This is a genomic window from Virgibacillus indicus, assembly GCF_002266285.1.
GTDB lineage: Bacteria > Bacillota > Bacilli > Bacillales > Amphibacillaceae > Virgibacillus_K > Virgibacillus_K indicus.
The window spans coordinates 236,882-253,947 of sequence record NZ_NPMS01000004.1 but is presented as its reverse complement, the minus strand read 5'-3'; the positions used below and the strand labels follow the sequence as shown (position 1 = coordinate 253,947).

Here is a 17,066-nt window from a genome sequence, read left to right as displayed (position 1 = left end):
TATTTTATAATGCCCTCGGGAAGAATGAGGTGAATGAAACATGCAGCGTGTAACGAACTGCATAGTAATAGATAATGGTCATGTATTATTAATTAAAAAACCAAGACGTGGCTGGTATGCAATGCCTGGTGGCAAGATGGAGCAGGGGGAGTCCATTAAGGAATCCGTAACTCGGGAATATTGGGAAGAAACCGCATTAAAATTAAAAGAACCCAAATTAATCGGAGCCTTTACATTTTCAATCTTTGACACTGACAGAATCACTCAAGAATGGATGATGTTTACATTTGTAAGTAAAGCCTATGATGGAGAACTTACAGATTACTGCAGGGAAGGCGAGTTGGAATGGGTTCCCATTGAAAATATAAAGAATTTGCCAATGGCAGAAGGGGACAGAATGATTTTTGACCATGTTTTAGCTTCAGAAACTATGCTTTATGGTGCTTTTTCTTATACAGAGGAGTATAAACTTTTAAAAGCGCGTTTGGATCCTTCAATTAGTTAAACGGTAATTTATGCTGATTTTTAAATGGGCATAAAAGATATACAAGGTAAAAGTTCAATTTTAAGGGGGAGATATGATGAGAAATAAAGAGCAGGAAACAAAACTGGTTGTTATAACGGGAATGTCCGGAGCAGGTAAGACAGTTGCGGTTCAAAGCTTTGAAGATCTAGGGTTTTATTGTGTTGATAATCTTCCGCCGACACTTTTGCCTAAATTTCTTGAACTGATGAAGGACTCCACTAATAATATACGCAAAGTGGCACTTGTGATGGATCTTCGCGGAAGAGAATTTTTTGATTCATTATTTGAAGCTTTGGATATTTTAGGGAAAGAAGAATGGCTCCATGAACATATTCTTTTTCTTGATGCTAAGGATGAACAGCTAGTCAGCAGATATAAAGAAACAAGACGCTCACATCCACTGGCTGTTGGTGGCCTGCCACTGAATGGAATACAGCAGGAAAGGGAAATTCTGGATGAGTTAAGAGGTAGAGCCCAGCGGATTATCGATACTACGAATTTAAAGCCTAAGGAATTACGGGAGAAAATATTAAAAATATATACAGAAGATAAGCAAGAAATATTTTCGGTCCATATGGTATCGTTCGGCTTCAAATATGGTCTGCCAATTGATGCTGACCTCGTGTTTGATGTACGGTTTTTGCCGAACCCTCATTATGTCTCACATTTGCAGCCATTAACCGGTTTAAATAAGGAAGTGTCTTCCTATGTCTTCAAATGGTCTGATACAGAAAAGTTTAATGAAAAGGTACTGGATCTGCTGCAGTTCATGCTTCCCCAATATAAAAAAGAGGGGAAGTCACAGCTTGTCGTAGCTATTGGCTGTACTGGAGGTCAGCACCGATCTGTCGCACTTGCAGAGTATTTTGCAAAGAAACTGTCTCCAGACTATACCACTCATATAAGTCATCGTGATATTGACAAGAGAAAGGGACATTAATATGGATCAGCAAAAGCAGCCACGTGTTGTTGTTATAGGCGGCGGGACCGGGATGCCGGTTCTGCTGCGCGGATTAAAAAGCCTGCCAATTCATTTAACTGCACTCGTTACCGTGGCTGATGATGGTGGGAGTACCGGAAGACTTCGAAGTGAACTGGCAATACCAGCTCCAGGTGATATCCGGAATGTAATCGCGGCATTATCAGATGCTGAGCCTATGCTAGTAGAGCTTTTCCAGCACCGCTTTGCAGCAGGTAACGGATTATCCGGGCATTCGATGGGGAATCTTCTGCTTGCTGCGATGACGTCGGTTACGGGAGATTTTTATACTGGAATAAAGGAAATTTCACGAGTTTTAAATGTGAGGGGAAAGATTTACCCAATTTCCAATGAAAGTATGTCACTGCATGCTGAAATGGCTGATGGTTCAATCGTATCAGGAGAGTCCAATATTCCACTTGCAAATAAGCGAATTAGACGGGTTTTTCTTAGCCCTCAGCCGATTAAGCCGCTTCCGAATGCGATAAGAGCAATTAAATCAGCAGATTTGATTGTAGTATCACCTGGAAGTCTTTATACAAGCATTTTGCCAAATTTAATTATACCTAATATTGATGCTGCTATCAGGGAATCCAAAGCCAAGGTAATGTATGTATGCAATGTAATGACACAGGCAGGTGAAACGACAGGCTATACGGCATCTGATCATGTTAAAGCGATTATGGATCATATTGGCGAAGGCTGTGTTGATGGAATTGTTGTGCATAATGAACCAATTAAGCAGGCATTGCGTGCAGTATATGCGGAAGAGAATGCAGAGCCTGTAATTTATGATACGGAACGTTTATTGGATATGGGACTTGAAATTATTGAGGGTGATATTATCAATCATTCCCAATCTACGATTAGACATGATACGAATAAAATTGCAAAATTAATTTATTCGATTATAGAATAAAATTTTTTATCCAAAACAGTAAAGGGGAGAATAAAATGTCCTTTGCTTCAGAAATAAAAAAGGAATTAACGGCAATTGAAGTCGATGATTGCTGCAGGCAGGCAGAGCTTGCTGCATTGATTCGGATGAATGGAGCAATATCTTTATCAAGACAGGATTATGTGTTGGATGTTCAGACAGAAAATGCAGCAATTGCACGAAGGATTTATACACTGGTTAAATCCATTTATGAATACCCAGTTGAACTGCTTGTACGAAAAAAAATGAAACTGAAAAAAAATAATGTATATATTGTGCGATTGAAGAAGGATGTTCGCAGTCTATTATCCAAATTGGATATATTTGAGGAACCATTTACTTTTGTTCGAACAATCTCAAAGAAATATGCAGCAAAATCCTGTTGTAAAAAAGCCTATTTACGTGGTGCATTTTTAGCAGGAGGTTCAATTAATAACCCGGAAACTTCATCATACCATCTGGAAATTTTCAATTTTTATCACGAGCATAATGAAGCATTATGTGAATTATTAAATAAATTTGATCTCCGTGCAAGAACACTCGAGCGGAAAAACGGTCATATTGTTTATATAAAAGAAGCCGAAAAGATTACGGAGTTTCTTAGTATTATAGGTGCTCATAATGCATTATTTAAGTTTGAGGATGTACGAATTGTACGAGACATGCGAAACTCAGTTAACCGACTGGTCAATTGTGAAACAGCAAATCTAAATAAAACGATTGGTGCTGCGTTCCGCCAGATCGAAAACATAAATTTGATTGATCGCACAGTGGGGCTGGATCAGCTGCCGGTGAAACTTCAGGAAATAGCAGTATTGCGTGTGCAGCACCAGGATGTTTCGTTAAAGGAATTAGGTGAATTGGTATCAGGCGGAAAAATCTCTAAATCTGGCGTTAACCATCGTTTAAAAAAGATCGACGAGTTTGCTGAAAAAATCAAACGTGGTGGTACATTACAGGAAAAATAGCAGAATCATGTTTATATAAGCGATATGCTGGCCTTTTTATCATGTATAAAATATTTATCTAGTATTAAAAACATGATATAATAAGAATAATTATTAGAAAACTTGGCTTATCGCTAAGCTTTAATGGCGAAAGCCTTAGTTCGACGAAAAATACTTTTCGTCTGCGATGCCAATGCTTCGAAGTATTCCTTATGCACTTATACTGATTTCCTAAGAAATTATACGTTCCTATCAGTGTAAAAAGATATCAATTTTATCACTTTTTATCGGCAGCAGCATGGCCTAATTACCATGTGCTGTCGATTATAATTATTAATTAATGATAGCGTTTACGAAGTGGGGAGGATGAACAATTTGGTTGAGAAGTCCGTTAAAGTTGAACTGGACACGGGATTACAAGCTAGGCCAGCTGCACTATTTGTCCAGGAGGCAAATCGTTATTCAGCGCATCTGTTTCTTGAGAAAGAAGGAAAACGGGTAAATGCAAAGAGCATAATGGGTCTGATGAGTTTAGCGATTACCAGGGGAGAAGTAATTACATTAATTGCTGAGGGTTCGGATGAGGAAATTGCACTGAATCATTTGACTACATTTGTTTCAAAAGCCTAAAAAAAGAAGAGGTTGTCAGCTGACAACCTCTTCTATCTTCTTATTTATCAGAATTACGTTCCAGAATTTTATCAATCAAACCGTAATCCACTGATTTTTCAGCAGACATGAAGTTATCACGTTCTGTGTCCTGTTCTACTACTTCAAGTGGCTGGCCAGTACGTTCTGAAAGAATCTGGTTCATTTTCTTTTTCATTTCGATAATTCTTCTTGCATGAATCTCAATATCTGTTGCTTGTCCTTGTGTTCCGCCCAATGGCTGATGAATCATTACTTCACTGTTTGGCAATGCATAGCGTTTTCCTTTTTCCCCTGCTGCAAGCAGGAATGCACCCATAGATGCTGCCATACCTGTACAGATTGTAGAAACGTCGGCTTTAATAAATTGCATTGTATCAAAAATAGCCATACCTGCTGTGATGGATCCGCCTGGTGAGTTAATGTATAACGAGATATCCTTTTCAGGATCTTCTGCTTCAAGGAAAAGCAATTGTGCTACGATTGAGTTTGCTACATTATCGTCAATTGCACTTCCAAGCATAATGATTCTGTCTTTCAATAAACGTGAATAAATATCATAGGCTCGTTCTCCACGGTTTGTCTGTTCAATAACTGTAGGTATTAAATTCATGTTTGAAAATCCTCCCTTTTTAAAATAACGATCATCCATTTCTACTGGATCTATTTTTATCATAACCAAAAGGTCAATAAAGGTCAAACAAAAACGTTCGACAAAACATACTTTTTATGTTTCCCATATTTACTGGAAAATAAACGTATAAAAAGACAAGGAAAGCTTGTCGCTGAAATCCTTGTCTTTTGTTATTAGCGCGCCCAGAGGGATTCGAACCCCCGACAAACCTGGTACCGGAAACCAGTGCTCTATCCAGCTGAGCTATGGGCGCATATTATTTTATTCACAAAGAGTATTATAACTCTTGTGCGGTTTTTACACAAGTTTTTTTAATTTAGTCCATATTTTTTTTAGTTTTGCTGTTTTAATGCTCGCAGTGGATGTAAACTGCGAACTAAGATCGGCGATGATAATTCCATCGGCCGCTCAGGAAATATACCGTACTTCTCATATCAGCCATCCACTCTCTATGTGACCGATAGAAACTTGTTTTTGGTTGTTTGGGCCCAGAGAAGCGCTCTATGTGACCGGTGGCTACTTATTTCTGGCTATTTGGGCTTAGAGAGTCGCTCTATGTGACGGGTGGCAACTTGTTTCTGGCTATTTGGGCTTAGAGAGACGCTCTATGTGACGGGTAGCAACTTGTTTCTGGCTATTTGGGCTTAGAGAGTCGCTCTATGTGACGGGTGGCAACTTGTTTCTGGTTGTTCGGGCTTAGAGAGACGCTCTATGTGACGGGTGGCAACTTGTTTCTGGTTGTTTGGGCCCAGAGAAACGCCCTATGTGACCGTTGGCTACTTATTTCTGGCTATTGGGCTTAGAGAGTCGCTCTATGTGACCGGTGGCTATAGTTTTCTAGCCGTTGGTCTCAGAGAAGCACCAAAATCCTGATAATTCGTTCAACTCGCGAAACATCCGTCCGAAGTTGAAATCAAGAGGGCAGTTATGTCGCAGTTTATAGATTATGTTGCAAAAATAACATATCTTATCAGAGAGATGAGCATTGCAAAGTTCCAAATCTTTTCGATGGGGCGAGTCCCTTTTTATGAAACAACCATAATTGAAACAGGAATTGCTTTATTACAGCAATTCCTGTTTTGGCTTCCTTTAAAAAAATGATGACTGGCTTCCATTTTGACTACCGCTCGTTATATTAGGAGGTATTTCATGTGTTTTTTCAATAACTAAATTATAATTTCTGTCCAGTGCTTTTAGATACTTGTAAATTGTTACAGTTGTAAGGCCTACCTGTAAAGCTGCAAAGACTGCAGTAAAACTGGAAATAGCCGGAAAACCCAGTGCAAGGAATAAGAGCAGCTGGATAATAAATAACTTTGTCGTCCGTAATACTACCGAGAAAGCTAAGGTTAGAATAGCTAAATAAAAGATAAATGAATAGTCCTGTGCGACTGTACTGAAATCAATCAAGAAAAGGTGACCTGGCAATATACTATTCATTTGCATCACCCGAAGCGGCTGTCTCAATTGGTTCCAGCTTCAATTTATCGTACTCACCGTATATAAATCCGCCACCCAGACCCTCATTAATCATCCGGTCAACACCATCAAAGCAATCGCAAGCTTCCGTCACCTGTGTTTTCATTTTGTATCCTCCTCCTTATACATCCATTATCAGATGTTTAAAGAGAAAAAACTTTGACGCAGGTCAATTTTTAGAAAAAAATTAAATTATTTTTAGTTTATTAGCCCTGTTGCAGTAAATGTATTATTGAATTGGCAGCTTCTTCAGGATTTAGATTGTCTGTTAATACTTTGTAGTGATTTTTCTCATAAATTGATTGTCTATTATAAAAGAGAGCTTTAATTTCATCCATGCTTTTCCCCTGCAGCACAGGACGGCTGTCAATAAGCAAGCTGATTCTATCCTTCCAGGCGTCCCAGGAAAGATCCAGGAAAAATACAGTGCATTCAATTAAACAAATATCTCTTACTTCCTTCTGTAAAAAAGCTCCTCCGCCAACAGAAATGATTTTCATTTTTTCTTTGCAATACTTTTCGATTACTTCTTTTTCCTTTTTTCGAAAATAGTTTTCACCATACTGTTTAAAAATTTCAGTTGTTGGTATTTGAAACTCTCTTTCTATTTCTTCATCAATGTCTACAAAATCTCTTGAAAGCTTTTCTGCAACTAATTTGCCAATCGTTGTTTTTCCGGCTCCCATAAAACCAATTAAAACAATATTTTTTTCTTTAGTTGAAATGCAGGAATTCATCATAAGAAACCTCTTTCTATTCTATTAATTTAAAATAAGTATAAGCGAAATTTATTTTTTTTGCATTATCCCAAAAATGGTTTATATTTTTATTATGCATTAAATAGTTTGGTTCGGAAAAAGGAGAGGAATAACGTTGAAAAGCTATCAAATCAATAATATAAAAATCGGTGAAGGGTCTCCTAAAGTAATTATTCCATTAATGGGGGGATCTGAGGAAGAATTAATGAAGGAAGTATATGCAGTGAAGGAACTCAGCCCGGATATTGTGGAATGGAGAGCAGATGTATTTGGACCTGTGGATGATATGGAAGCTGTTCAGAGAATGACTGAAAAAATAAATACTGCACTAATGGATATACCACTCCTTTTCACCTTCAGAAGCCACAAGGAGGGTGGAAACAAGGAAATTTCAAGCGACTATTATTCTAAGCTCATCGCCGGTGTGATAAAGACACGATATATTGATCTTGTGGATATTGAACTATTTTTCAATGAAGAAGATCTTGACTATTTAGTGGGGCTTGCTAACAAGAATAATGTTTTTGTAGTTATGTCGAATCATGATTTTGAAAAGACACCTGCAAAGGAAGAAATTATTTCCAGACTGAAACTTATGCAGAAATATGGAGCACATATTCCAAAGATAGCAGTAATGCCTAAAAATACAGAAGATGTCCTTACCTTGTTAGAGGCTACAACTATTATGAGAGAAAAATATACAGATCGTCCGATTATTACAATGGCTATGGGAAAGCTCGGGGTTGTCAGCAGATTAACTGGGGAGATATTTGGTTCTGCAGCTACATTTGGTGCCGGAAAAAGCTCTTCTGCTCCGGGACAAATAGATACAATTGATTTAAGAACCGTACTGGAAGTTTTACATAAAAATCTATAGGCATAAATAAGAGCTGGGGATAAGTTCCCGGTTCTTTTTTTGTTCTCCTTAAAAATAGGTAATTTGTATGAATATTATTAATATTTTACTTGCAATATTAAATAAATTAAGTATAATAAATCATAGCAAAATATTCTAAAAATATTAACTTATGTGTTAAATCTTAAAATTATCCTCTAAACTAAAATTTGCAGTGTTTAGAGGATTTTTACAAATAGACCTGCCAGAGGGGGAAACAGCTTGTCAGATTTGGTATTAGAATTGAATAATCTGCAAACCCATTTCTTTACAGATAGTGGAGAAGTCCCTGCTGTAGATGGAGTTAGCATAAAAGTACATAAAGGAGAAGTGGTAGGCATTGTAGGTGAATCCGGCTGCGGAAAAAGTGTTACTTCACTTTCTGTTATGCAGCTGGTTCCGACTCCGCCAGGAAAAATTGTTGGAGGGGAAATTAATTTTAAAGGTGAAAATCTGGTAAATACCTCTGAAAAACGAATGAAGAAAATACGCGGAAATGAAATTTCTATGATTTTTCAGGAACCGATGACATCTTTAAATCCTCTGTTTACAATTGGAAATCAATTAAGAGAAGCTATTCGTATTCATCAAAAAATCAATAAAAGGGAAGCACGCAGCAAAGCGATTGATATGTTGAGGATTGTCGGGATCCCCCGTGCGGATGCCGTTATTGATGAGTATCCACATCAATTATCTGGTGGTATGCGCCAGCGGGTTATGATTGCAATGGCAATGTCATGTAATCCGGAGCTGCTGATTGCTGATGAACCAACAACTGCACTGGATGTAACAATTCAAGCGCAAATTCTTGATTTAATGAGGAATTTAAATGACGAAAAAGACACGGCAATTCTGTTAATAACACATGATCTGGGAGTTGTGGCAGAAATTTGCGACCGGGTCGTCGTTATGTATTCGGGACAAGTAGTGGAAGAAGGTACAACCCGGGAAATATTGAAAGATCCTAAACATCCATATTCAAAGGGATTAATCAAATCGCTGCCAAAAATCCATGAAAGAGAACAAAAGCTGTATTCGATTCCGGGAACGGTTCCTAAACCAAAGATGGGGCGGGTTGGATGCCGATTTGCACCAAGATGTGAGTTTGCATTTGATCGGTGTTTTCAAGAGGATCCTGAATTATATTCTATAGAAAATGATCGCCTCAGCCGTTGCTTTTTATATGACCAGAAGGAAGGGGATCGAACTGAAAATGCAGAAGCCAATATTGGAAGTTAGTGGATTAAAAAAATACTTTGAAATTAAAGGCGGAGTATTTGGCAAGAAAGTGGGCGAGGTAAAAGCAGTTGATGGTATTTCTTTCTCTGTCATGGAAGGTGAGATACTCGGCATTGTGGGTGAATCCGGCTGTGGTAAATCCACAGCAGGAAAATCGATCCTTAGATTAATTGAGCCTTCAGCTGGTGAAGTGAAGTTTGAGAATAAAGATATAACTAATCTTTCTGCAGAAGAGATGCGGAAATTAAGACGGAATATGCAAATTATTTTTCAGGATCCCTATGCGTCTTTAAACCCGAGGCATACAGTTGAAAAAATAATAGGTGAGCCATTGCAGATTCATGGTATGTCTTCTGCAAAAGAACGAAAAGAACGAGTGAAAGAACTTTTGGAGGTTGTTGGATTAAGTGCTTATCACGCCTCGAGATACCCTCATCAGTTCAGCGGCGGGCAGAGACAGCGGATAGGAATCGCCAGAGCACTTGCAAATAATCCAAAACTGATTATTTGTGATGAGCCGGTTTCTGCATTGGATGTATCTGTTCAGTCACAAATACTTAATTTAATGGAAGAACTCCGTGATGAATTTAACCTTACGTATGTTTTTATTGCTCATGATCTCAGTGTGGTGAAACACATTAGTGATCGAGTAGGAGTAATGTATCTGGGACGAATGGTTGAACTGACAGATAAGGACAAGCTGTATGATGATCCCAAACATCCTTATACACAGGCATTATTATCGGCAGTTCCCTTACCGGACCCCGATATTGCTAAAGATAGAATCATTTTAAAAGGGGATGTGCCAAGTCCCTCAAATCCGCCTGCAGGATGTGCGTTCCACACAAGATGTCCACATGCGATGGATATATGTTCAAAAGTAAGACCTGAGTTTGAAGAAATTGAGGATAACCATTTTGTTGCATGTCATTTATATGGGGAAGTGCAATAAAATCTATCAAATATTATATTAAAAAAAGGGGGAAAAAGAATGAAGTTAAAGTTTTCTTTTTTACTTACATTCATGCTTGCATTAATTTTAGTGCTTGCAGCATGCAGTGGAGATGGGGGAGCAAACAGTGAAGCTGATGATGGAGAGAACGAGTCAGAAGCAGAGGAAACTGATACGGGCTCAGATGGAGGTACTGACGATGAAGCAGAGGCTGAAGCTTCCGGTGAGCAGGTATTAGTATTCGCACGTGGTGGGGATTCAGAAAGCTTGGATCCTTCCAGTACAACAGATGGAGAATCTTCTCGTGTAACAAAACAGGTTTTGGAAGGATTATTGGAATTTGATAAAGAATCGTTTGATCTCTTGCCAGGTCTAGCACATGACTGGGAGGTTTCAGATGATGGATTAAATTACACATTCTATCTGGAAGAGGGTGTAACTTTCCATGATGGAACACCATTTAATGCAGAAGCGGTAAAAACAAACTTTGAACGCTGGGCAGATCCAGAGCATGAGTTTGCCTTTACAGATGACGGTTATGTGTACTCCATGTATGGAACAATGTTTGGCGGATTCAAAGGTGATGAGAATCATGTCATTAAAGAAATAAATGTAGTTAATGATCATGAAATTGTATTTGTTTTGAAACAGCCATTAGGTTATTTCCTGCAAAATATGGGGATGAGCTATTTTGGAATTAACTCACCGGCAGCCTTTGAAGAGTACGGGGCCAAAATTAATGAAAATCCGGTTGGAACAGGTCCATTCAAGTTTGTCAGCTGGAGCAAGGATGATTCAATTGTCCTCGAAAAATTTGAAGACTATCGTAAAGATGGACTGCCAAAGTTAGACAGGGTTGTATTTGAAGTAATCCCTGATAACGCAGCTCGGCTTATTGCACTTCGTTCAGGAGAAATTGACATTATGGATGGGCTAAACCCTGATGATGCTGCAGGTGTTGAATCAGAAGATGGCCTGGTACTGCATACTCGGGCAGAAAATAACTTTGGGTATGTTGGTTTTAACACACAAAAAGAACCATTAGATAATAAGCAACTTCGTCAGGCGATTAATTATGCAATTGATAAACAGGCAATTGCAGATGCCCTTTATGCAGGCTATGCTGTTCCTGCGAAAAATCCATTACCACCTAGTTACATGGGGTATAATGACGAGGTTGAAGGTTATGAATATAACCTGGATAAAGCAAAAGAATTACTGGCAGAGGCAGGTTATGAGGATGGTTTGGAGATTGAACTATGGACAATGCCTGTAGCAAGACCATATATGCCAGATCCAGAGACAGTTTCACAGATTGTACAAAATAATTTAGCTGAAATTGGAATTGAAGTTACTATTGTACGTGAAGAATGGGCTCCATATTTAGAGAAAACGATGCAAGGTGAACAGCAAATGTATATGCTTGGCTGGTCCGGAACCAACGGAGACCCAGATTATTTCCTAAGCAGTCTTCTGCACGGAAATAACGTAGGAAGCAGTAACCGTTCTTTCTATGAAAATGATGAAGTTGATGAATTATTAGATAAGGCGAAGCTATCTGTAGATCAGGATGAACGTGCACAGTATTACCAGGAAGCACAAGCCTTGATTTCAGAGGATTCTCCTATGGCAACCCTGGTACACTCCAGACCAGTTATGGCAACAACAGATGCAGTTAAGAATTATGTCCCGCATCCATCAACAAGTGAGTCATTGGCAGAAGTTGAAATAGAGAATTAAGAAAAATGAAGGGTAGTAGTTTTATTTACTGCTGCCCTCTTATTTTTTCTTTTCCAATCAAATATGAAAAAACCATATTTATTGCATGAATTGATCCACGACATTTACTAATCTATACACAACGAACTGGGGTGAAATTATGTTTGCCTATATCATGCGCCGTTTGTTAATGCTTATACCGGTTTTAATCGGAATGACTCTAATAACATTTTCAATAGTACATCTAATACCTGGAAACCCAGCTCAGGTTATTTTGGGGGAGACAGCTAACCAAACCGCGATAGATGATCTGGAAGAAAGCATGGGATTAAATGAACCTTATATTGTTCAATATGGTATTTATGTATCTGATTTAGTTCAAGGAGATTTAGGTACTTCGCTTCGTTCAAAATCTGAAATCTCGAGTGAAATATGGCCTTACATAGCAGCGACCTTTGAGTTAACAATTTTTGCAATGATTTTTGCTATTATAATTGGTGTGAATGCTGGAATTATTAGTGCATGGAAGCAAAATTCCTGGTTCGACTTTCTGGCGATGCTTTTTGCATTAGTTGGTGTGTCCATGCCAATATTTTGGCTGGCGTTAATGGAACAATGGATTTTTGCCCAGGAACTTGGCTGGCTTCCGGCATATGGAAGGCAGGACAGCCGGGATCCTATCGCTCCAATTACGCACTTTTATGTGTTAGATGCACTTATACATTTAGACTTCCCAAGGGCACTGACTGTATTGAAGCATCTAATCCTGCCAAGTATCGCTCTTGGAACAATACCAATGGCTATCATTGCAAGAATGACGCGTTCCAGTATGCTTGAGGTAATGAAATCTGATTATATTCGAACTGTACGCGCAAAAGGCTCTGGACAATTTTTAATTATCTATAAACATGCGCTTAAAAATGCAATTATTCCTGTGTTGACTGTTATTGGACTGCAAACAGGAGTGCTTTTGGGCGGAGCAATTCTAACTGAAACGATTTTTAGCTGGCCAGGCATTGGCCGTTATGTCTATGAAGCAATCAATTATCGGGACTATCCGGTGATCCAGTCTGGTATTCTCGTAATTGCATTTATCTTTGTCATTATTAATTTAATTGTTGACATACTTTATACCCGAATTGATCCAAGGATTAAGTATTAGGGGGATATGCATATGGAAATAAAAGAAAAAGATAAACAATCAGAGCAGCAATTACCAAACCCCGCAAAAGCAGGTCAACAGTTTGATACTGACGAAATCGAGGCGATTTCTCCATGGAAGGATACCTTAAAGCAATTAAGGAAAAATCGTTTCGCAATTGCGGGATTAGTTATTATCGTATTTTTTATCATACTGGGAATACTTGCACCATTAGTAACCTCCTATACCTATGATGAGCAGTCCCTTGTCGATCGATTACTGCCGCCATCTGCTGAACATTGGCTTGGAACAGACCATCTTGGCAGGGATATATTTACCAGAATTGCGTATGGGGCAAGAGTTTCGCTTCAGGTAGGATTTTTTGCAGTAACGGGTGCATTAGTTTTTGGTACGTTACTGGGGATTATAGCAGGTTATTTCGGACGCTGGGTGGATATGGTTATTTCACGTATTTTTGATATTTTACTGGCTTTTCCAAGTATTCTGCTGGCAATAGCTATTGTGGCAATCCTTGGTGCATCTCTGCAAAATGCTTTGATCGCAATCGCAGTGATAAACATACCTATATTTGGAAGACTTGTTCGATCAAAAGTAATCAGTTTACGTGAAGAAGAATATATTATGGCTGCCAAAGCACAGGGGATGAAAAACGGCAGGATTATATTCAGGCATATTTTACCAAATAGTGTTGCTCCAATAATTGTGCAAGCAACGCTGGGATTTGGTACAGCAATATTGGAAGCAGCCGCACTCGGTTTCTTAGGCCTAGGTGTACAGCCACCTACACCTGAATGGGGACAAATGCTTGCAGATTCCCGTGACTTTATCCAGATTGCACCATGGACTTTAATTATCCCAGGTGTGTCGATTATGCTGGTAGTGTTAGGATTTAACCTGATAGGTGATGGTTTGCGTGATGCACTTGATCCAAAAATGAAGAATTAAAAAAGACAAAGAAGTGCCGAACCTTGCACTTCTTTGTTTTTTAAATTGCTTGCATTGCGAAACTTTTCTGTGCTCTTAGACGTACTATAACTAAATGCTAACCAGGAGGCAATAAAGCATGAGAAAACTTTTAACCTCACTAATAATTGTATTTTCGCTTTTCATAATTACAGCCTGTTCTGAAGAAAAATCCTTTTCTATAGATGATGTAACCATTAATGCAAATATAGATGAAAATGGGAACATGCATGTTCGTGAACTATATACATATACATTTGATGGGTCCTATGAGGGGATGACCCGTTCCATAGAATCAGATGTTCATGATTTTAAAGCATATCTAGCTGAGGGAAATGATCCTGCAATGTCTACTGAAAATCTGGAGCCTCTGAAAATGGAGGAAGAGGATGATGCATACAAAATTTTTTCAGAATCAGCAGATGAAACGAAAAAGGTATTGTACAGCTATCATGTAGAAGATTCTGTACAAAAATATGCGGATGTAGCAGAACTGGAGTATTCATTTTTTGATGAATCAAATGAAACAGATTTGCATAATGTAGAGATTTCTATTCATTCTCCAGAACAGAATATAACGGAACATACACATTATTTCCTTCATGATGATGATACTGGAATACTTACTGCCGCAGAAAATGGCATTCATTATACAAATACAGTACTGGAGTCAGGTGAAAATTCTATCATACGTTTTATTTTCCCTGCAGAGCAGCTTAGCAATATGGGAATTGATAAAGATAAAATGATGGAAGATAAAATATTAGCTGAAGAACAGGAACTGAAAGTACGTGGAGAAAATCTTGAAGTAAATATGAATAAAGTTACACCGGCCATTTGGCTGTTGATAGGAATTGTAATTACTGCTGCGATATTTTTACTTATTGTACATCCGAATCGCTTTCGGGGTGATAAAAGTCCGGATGCTTTACTTCGGCTGCTGGAAAATACGGATCCTTTATTCGTAAAATACCTGCAAAATTCATACTTACCTCAAGACAGCTTTATTGCGGCATTATTTTCATTGAAGCAGCGTGAAATTATAACACTCGAGGAAGTTCCATCAAAATTAAATGACGCAGATAAAACATTCCGTTTTACGTGGGTAAATGACAAAGTAAATATAGATATGGCCGATACTTATTTGAGAAACTGGCTCTTCACAGAAGAAGATGAACATGGTGATTATTTTCTGCTGGAATCACTTCTGGACAATGAAGATGAATCGGAAAATGTTAGGGAGGAAAGAGCAGAACACTTTGAAAGTAATTTTGATAAATGGAATGGCTTAGTGCAAGGAAGAACAGGCTTTCAAGAGCTGCGGAATTCATTTAAAGCTTTTTCGTTTTTCTCTATTCCTTTAGTTATCATTTCTTTTGGACTGTTTTACTATTTCATAACAATTGACACAATCAGTCAAACAGAACAATGGGCAATGCCTGCTGTAATCGGGGTATTAGCTATTCTTAGTTTATTATTCAATAGGAATAAATGGGTATTGTGCGGTTATTATTTTGTACTTCTATTGGTAACGGCTATTGGATTTACCCTGACAAATGCAGTAATTTTAACATTGATATTCTATTTCCTATCCCTCTTGGCTCTGCTGATTGTGCCTGCTTATTATTGGAATAAGGATATCAGGAAGCTGAAGTATGCTATGAATACAGCATATACTTTGTTTAAGGAAAAACGCTATCCAGTTGGTTCTGATCCGAATAAAATTGAACGGCGGCTAGAATATGCAATTACGTTGGGAGCTGGGGAAAGCTACGGAGAACAATGTGGAAAAGCAGAGGATGTTTCTAAATTAAATGCATATTATCCATTGCTGAATAACCCTATATATGCAACTGCTGCTTTTAGTACGGGTAATTTGGTTCTTTATACCGTTGCAATACAAAGCGCAGGCAGTACAAATACTACATCTTCAACAGGTGGCGGGGGAGCAGGAGCATTTTGAAGATAAAAAAGCCAGGAAGGGCACCAAATCGCCCTTTCTGTTTTTTATCGCCTCTTAATGATAGTAAAATCTTCCCAAATGGAGTTTGCTTTATAACGAAATTAACAAGCCTAAGATAAATAAAAGACTAAATAGCCAGTGATGCTGTGCTGCTATTTTCATTGCTGCAATTTCTTCAGCACGACTTGCTCCGTAACGGAAGGACCAACGAAGCTTAAGGGCTGCAGGAAGCGCGAATAATACTAATCCTGTTGTGGCTCCCACTACTTGGAAAAAGATTAATCCAATGACGAGCAAGTATGTGAGGCTCAGCAATACTGTCAAAAGACGGATGCTCATCAATTTGCCAATTATCATTGCAACCGTTTTTCGAAAGCCGCGGTCTTTTTCAAAATCTCTTAGATTATTAGTTAGAATCATAGTGGAGATCAGAATTGCAAATGGTAATGCGAGGAAGAAAACCTGAACGTTTAATGAATATCCTTGAACAAAATATGCAAGAGTGGCCGGAACAAAACCTAGAAAGATTGCTGCAACAGTCTCACCCAGACCTATGGATGAAAAGGAATGTTGTCCGGCAGAGTATGCATACCCAGCTAAAATACCCAATACTCCGATGAGAATAATCCATAGACTGGTTTCTAACGCCAGCCAAAAACCAATGATTGCCGCAACCGCTAATAGTGTACCAGCAACAAATGGAATAAGATGGTGTGCTGGACCGTGAGTATACTCGACATTCTCTGCTGATATCCATTTTTCTTTATCCTGCCCATGAGAAAAATCAAAATAATCGTTGAACATATTAGTTGCTGCCTGAATCAGTAATGCCGCTGCCAGCATTGCCATGAAAATATCAAAACGAATCTGTCCTTGAGATGCTGCGAAAAGCGTTCCGACTATCACAGGACTGACAGTACCAGTGAATGTTAGGGGACGTGTAAGGTGAAACCAAGAGAAGCGATAAAAAAAGCAATCGTTTCCTATTGAAGAAGCAAGATTTTCCTTCTTAATATCCATACAAATACCTCCAGTACTTATTTATTGTAGATCATCTGTGACTGAATACTGTATTTCAAAATAAGGATATCCACTCTCTGCTTTGTTTTCGTTTTAAGTATATAACTATAAATAGAAATGAAGTGTGATATTTATCACGAAAATAAGCGTATTAGTTTGAAATGTTCACAAAATGTTAACCAATGAAAAATGTAAATATCGATGGTATATAAAGGGAAAAGCCCAATGACCGGGTGGGGGAGGAA

18 protein-coding genes and 1 tRNA gene are annotated in these 17,066 nt (G+C 38.4%); 13 read left to right on the top strand and 6 right to left on the bottom strand.

Annotated features, from left to right (window positions below):
• Positions 1–40 precede the first annotated feature (40 nt).
• The 5 genes from CIL03_RS10775 (at position 41) to CIL03_RS10755 (ending at position 4,019) form a co-directional block, all read left to right on the top strand.
• Positions 41–505, top strand: a complete 465-nt coding sequence (locus tag CIL03_RS10775) for an NUDIX hydrolase (protein WP_094885852.1) — start codon at positions 41–43, stop codon at positions 503–505.
• 76 nt (positions 506–581) lie between these two features.
• On the top strand, positions 582–1,466 hold the full coding sequence (gene rapZ, locus CIL03_RS10770) for an RNase adapter RapZ (protein WP_094885851.1): 885 nt from the start codon (positions 582–584) through the stop codon (positions 1,464–1,466).
• A gap of 1 nt (position 1,467) precedes the next feature.
• A complete protein-coding gene (locus CIL03_RS10765) occupies positions 1,468–2,424 on the top strand; it encodes a gluconeogenesis factor YvcK family protein (protein ID WP_094885850.1) in 957 nt (318 codons plus the stop codon).
• Between the two features lie 35 nt (positions 2,425–2,459).
• The gene (whiA, locus tag CIL03_RS10760; RefSeq protein ID WP_094885849.1) at positions 2,460–3,410 is read left to right on the top strand and encodes a DNA-binding protein WhiA; all 951 of its coding nucleotides are present in this window, start codon (positions 2,460–2,462) and stop codon (positions 3,408–3,410) included.
• Between the two features lie 354 nt (positions 3,411–3,764).
• Positions 3,765–4,019 carry an HPr family phosphocarrier protein gene (locus tag CIL03_RS10755; RefSeq protein ID WP_094885848.1) on the top strand — a complete coding sequence of 85 codons (255 nt, stop codon included), beginning with the start codon at positions 3,765–3,767 and terminating at the stop codon, positions 4,017–4,019.
• Between the two features lie 40 nt (positions 4,020–4,059).
• On the opposite strand, the gene clpP is transcribed toward CIL03_RS10755, so the two are convergent.
• Both clpP and CIL03_RS10745 read right to left on the bottom strand, forming a co-directional pair.
• Complete coding sequence (gene clpP, locus CIL03_RS10750; RefSeq protein ID WP_094885847.1) at positions 4,060–4,650, bottom strand: ATP-dependent Clp endopeptidase proteolytic subunit ClpP; 591 nt, start codon at positions 4,648–4,650, stop codon at positions 4,060–4,062.
• Between the two features lie 198 nt (positions 4,651–4,848).
• Positions 4,849–4,924, bottom strand: a tRNA-Arg gene (locus CIL03_RS10745).
• 674 nt (positions 4,925–5,598) lie between these two features.
• On the opposite strand from CIL03_RS10745, the gene CIL03_RS19835 reads away from it, so the two are divergent.
• On the top strand, positions 5,599–5,772 hold the full coding sequence (locus tag CIL03_RS19835) for a hypothetical protein (RefSeq protein ID WP_165767935.1): 174 nt from the start codon (positions 5,599–5,601) through the stop codon (positions 5,770–5,772).
• Here CIL03_RS19835 and CIL03_RS10740 read toward each other — a convergent pair.
• The 3 genes from CIL03_RS10740 to CIL03_RS10735 form a co-directional block, all read right to left on the bottom strand.
• Entirely contained in the window at positions 5,761–6,111 is a 351-nt protein-coding gene (locus tag CIL03_RS10740) for a hypothetical protein (RefSeq protein ID WP_094885846.1), read from the bottom strand. The two genes, CIL03_RS19835 and CIL03_RS10740, sit on opposite strands and share 12 nt — an antisense overlap.
• On the bottom strand, positions 6,104–6,256 hold the full coding sequence (locus CIL03_RS19830) for a hypothetical protein (RefSeq protein WP_165767934.1): 153 nt from the start codon (positions 6,254–6,256) through the stop codon (positions 6,104–6,106). Before CIL03_RS19830 ends, CIL03_RS10740 begins: the two co-directional genes overlap by 8 nt.
• A gap of 100 nt (positions 6,257–6,356) precedes the next feature.
• Positions 6,357–6,890, bottom strand: a complete 534-nt coding sequence (locus CIL03_RS10735; protein WP_094885845.1) for a shikimate kinase — start codon at positions 6,888–6,890, stop codon at positions 6,357–6,359.
• A 133-nt stretch (positions 6,891–7,023) separates the two neighbouring features.
• Here CIL03_RS10735 and aroD point away from each other — a divergent pair, with 133 nt between their 5' ends.
• The 7 genes from aroD to CIL03_RS10700 all read left to right on the top strand — a co-directional run bounded on the left by aroD (position 7,024) and on the right by CIL03_RS10700 (position 15,801).
• Entirely contained in the window at positions 7,024–7,785 is a 762-nt protein-coding gene (aroD, locus tag CIL03_RS10730) for a type I 3-dehydroquinate dehydratase (RefSeq protein ID WP_094885844.1), read from the top strand.
• A 240-nt stretch (positions 7,786–8,025) separates the two neighbouring features.
• Positions 8,026–9,042, top strand: a complete 1,017-nt coding sequence (locus tag CIL03_RS10725) for an ABC transporter ATP-binding protein (protein ID WP_094885843.1) — start codon at positions 8,026–8,028, stop codon at positions 9,040–9,042.
• Positions 9,017–9,994, top strand: coding sequence for an ABC transporter ATP-binding protein (locus CIL03_RS10720; RefSeq protein WP_094885842.1), 978 nt, complete (start codon positions 9,017–9,019; stop codon positions 9,992–9,994). Before CIL03_RS10725 ends, CIL03_RS10720 begins: the two co-directional genes overlap by 26 nt.
• Positions 9,995–10,033: 39 nt before the next feature.
• Entirely contained in the window at positions 10,034–11,734 is a 1,701-nt protein-coding gene (locus tag CIL03_RS10715) for an ABC transporter substrate-binding protein (protein WP_094885841.1), read from the top strand.
• A 139-nt stretch (positions 11,735–11,873) separates the two neighbouring features.
• The gene (locus CIL03_RS10710; protein ID WP_094885840.1) at positions 11,874–12,875 is read left to right on the top strand and encodes an ABC transporter permease; all 1,002 of its coding nucleotides are present in this window, start codon (positions 11,874–11,876) and stop codon (positions 12,873–12,875) included.
• A gap of 12 nt (positions 12,876–12,887) precedes the next feature.
• The gene (gene nikC, locus CIL03_RS10705) at positions 12,888–13,820 is read left to right on the top strand and encodes a nickel transporter permease (RefSeq protein WP_094885839.1); all 933 of its coding nucleotides are present in this window, start codon (positions 12,888–12,890) and stop codon (positions 13,818–13,820) included.
• Positions 13,821–13,938: 118 nt separating this feature from the next.
• Entirely contained in the window at positions 13,939–15,801 is a 1,863-nt protein-coding gene (locus CIL03_RS10700) for a DUF2207 domain-containing protein (protein ID WP_094885838.1), read from the top strand.
• Positions 15,802–15,891: 90 nt separating this feature from the next.
• Here CIL03_RS10700 and CIL03_RS10695 read toward each other — a convergent pair whose 3' ends face one another.
• The gene (locus CIL03_RS10695; protein WP_094885837.1) at positions 15,892–16,821 is read right to left on the bottom strand and encodes a prenyltransferase; all 930 of its coding nucleotides are present in this window, start codon (positions 16,819–16,821) and stop codon (positions 15,892–15,894) included.
• Between the last annotated feature and the right edge of the window lie 245 nt (positions 16,822–17,066).

What these genes read in the sequence shown, in the direction of transcription:
- CIL03_RS10695 (WP_094885837.1), bottom strand. Translation starts at nt 16,821, where the DNA reads ATGGATATTAAGAAGGAAAATCTTGCTTCTTCAATAGGAAACGATTGC.
- nikC (WP_094885839.1), top strand. Translation starts at nt 12,888, where the DNA reads ATGGAAATAAAAGAAAAAGATAAACAATCAGAGCAGCAATTACCAAAC.
- CIL03_RS10740 (WP_094885846.1), bottom strand. Translation starts at nt 6,111, where the DNA reads ATGAATAGTATATTGCCAGGTCACCTTTTCTTGATTGATTTCAGTACA.
- whiA (WP_094885849.1), top strand. Translation starts at nt 2,460, where the DNA reads ATGTCCTTTGCTTCAGAAATAAAAAAGGAATTAACGGCAATTGAAGTC.
- CIL03_RS19830 (WP_165767934.1), bottom strand. Translation starts at nt 6,256, where the DNA reads ATGAAAACACAGGTGACGGAAGCTTGCGATTGCTTTGATGGTGTTGAC.
- CIL03_RS10700 (WP_094885838.1), top strand. Translation starts at nt 13,939, where the DNA reads ATGAGAAAACTTTTAACCTCACTAATAATTGTATTTTCGCTTTTCATA.
- CIL03_RS19835 (WP_165767935.1), top strand. Translation starts at nt 5,599, where the DNA reads ATGTCGCAGTTTATAGATTATGTTGCAAAAATAACATATCTTATCAGA.
- CIL03_RS10765 (WP_094885850.1), top strand. Translation starts at nt 1,468, where the DNA reads ATGGATCAGCAAAAGCAGCCACGTGTTGTTGTTATAGGCGGCGGGACC.
- CIL03_RS10735 (WP_094885845.1), bottom strand. Translation starts at nt 6,890, where the DNA reads ATGATGAATTCCTGCATTTCAACTAAAGAAAAAAATATTGTTTTAATT.
- clpP (WP_094885847.1), bottom strand. Translation starts at nt 4,650, where the DNA reads ATGAATTTAATACCTACAGTTATTGAACAGACAAACCGTGGAGAACGA.
- CIL03_RS10775 (WP_094885852.1), top strand. Translation starts at nt 41, where the DNA reads ATGCAGCGTGTAACGAACTGCATAGTAATAGATAATGGTCATGTATTA.
- rapZ (WP_094885851.1), top strand. Translation starts at nt 582, where the DNA reads ATGAGAAATAAAGAGCAGGAAACAAAACTGGTTGTTATAACGGGAATG.
- CIL03_RS10715 (WP_094885841.1), top strand. Translation starts at nt 10,034, where the DNA reads ATGAAGTTAAAGTTTTCTTTTTTACTTACATTCATGCTTGCATTAATT.
- CIL03_RS10710 (WP_094885840.1), top strand. Translation starts at nt 11,874, where the DNA reads ATGTTTGCCTATATCATGCGCCGTTTGTTAATGCTTATACCGGTTTTA.
- CIL03_RS10720 (WP_094885842.1), top strand. Translation starts at nt 9,017, where the DNA reads ATGCAGAAGCCAATATTGGAAGTTAGTGGATTAAAAAAATACTTTGAA.